The organism is Neoroseomonas marina (assembly GCF_012927745.1).
GTDB classification, from domain to species: Bacteria; Pseudomonadota; Alphaproteobacteria; order Acetobacterales; family Acetobacteraceae; genus Neoroseomonas; species Neoroseomonas marina.
The window spans coordinates 1-1,052 of the sequence record NZ_JABBKX010000025.1 but is presented as its reverse complement, the minus strand read 5'-3'; the positions used below and the strand labels follow the sequence as shown (position 1 = coordinate 1,052).

At 64.8% G+C, this 1,052-nt stretch carries 1 protein-coding gene; it reads right to left on the bottom strand.

Annotated features, from left to right (window positions below; genetic code table 11):
* Nucleotides 1-16: 16 nt before the first annotated feature.
* A protein-coding gene (locus tag GWK16_RS24910; protein WP_170056676.1) for an IS630 family transposase occupies nt 17-959 on the bottom strand; the annotation gives its coding sequence in 2 pieces (ribosomal slippage) (nt 17-614 and nt 613-959; 945 coding nt in all).
* Between the last annotated feature and the right edge of the window lie 93 nt (nt 960-1,052).

Here is a 1,052-nt window from a genome sequence, read left to right as displayed (position 1 = left end):
CTAGAGCATGATCGGATCAGTTTTGGTCGTATCCGGCGTGACGGAGATAGTTTGAGCATTCATCTGGGCTGAAGTAGTGGAGGAGCGATCCGATGCGGTGCCAGACGGCGGCGATGGATCGCTCGTCGGCCTTGCGGAGCAGGGTCTTCAGCTTGGCGAATGCCATCTCGATTGGGTTGAGATCGGGGCTGTAGGGCGGCAGGAACAGCAGATGGGCGCCTGCGGCGCGGATTGCCTGGCGCACCGCGATGGCCTTGTGACTGCCGAGGTTGTCGAGGATGACGACATCACCTGATCGCAAGGTGGGCACGAGGAACTGGGTGACCCAGGCCAGGAACAGGCAGCCATTGATCGGGCCGTCGAACACGCAGGGTGCGGTGATGCCATCTGAGCGCAGGGCGGCGAGAAAGGTCATGGTGGTCCAGCGCGCCTGTGGGACAGCCGCGACCAGGCGCTGACCGCGCAGGGCACGTCCATGCGTGCGCGTCATGTTGGTCTTGGCCCAGGTCTCATCCACAAAGACCAGGCGGGCCGGGTCAATCCGATGCTGGTGGCGTTTCCAGCGCTCCCGCTTGCGCGCCACGTCGGGCCGATCCTGCTCGGCGGCGCGTAGGCTTTTTTTTGAAGGTGAGGCGTTCCTCGCGCAGGAAGCGCCATACCGCGTCGTAGCTGACCTTGGTGCCGCGCTCCGCCAATTCCGCCCGCAGCGCACGCCCGGTCAGGTCCGGCGCCTCGGCGATCCGAGCCAGCAGCCAGTCACGCTCGGCCAGCAAGGCGAAGCGGCGCCGGCCGCCCATCGGCGCAGCGGCCTGCTTGCCGGTGGCGCGATACTCCTTCACCCACAGGATCACCGTCGACTTGTCCAGCGACAGCAGCCTCGCCACTTCCCGGCGCGACTGACCCTTTTCCACCAGCGCTATCGCTCGTTGGCGCAGATCCGATGAATAGGGCTTCGGCATCGCTGCTGGCCTCCTGCCCAGCCAGCAGCTTGAATCACATCAGACGCCCGTGCCGGAATCCCCCACGACTCAAAAAGATGCGATCATGCTCTA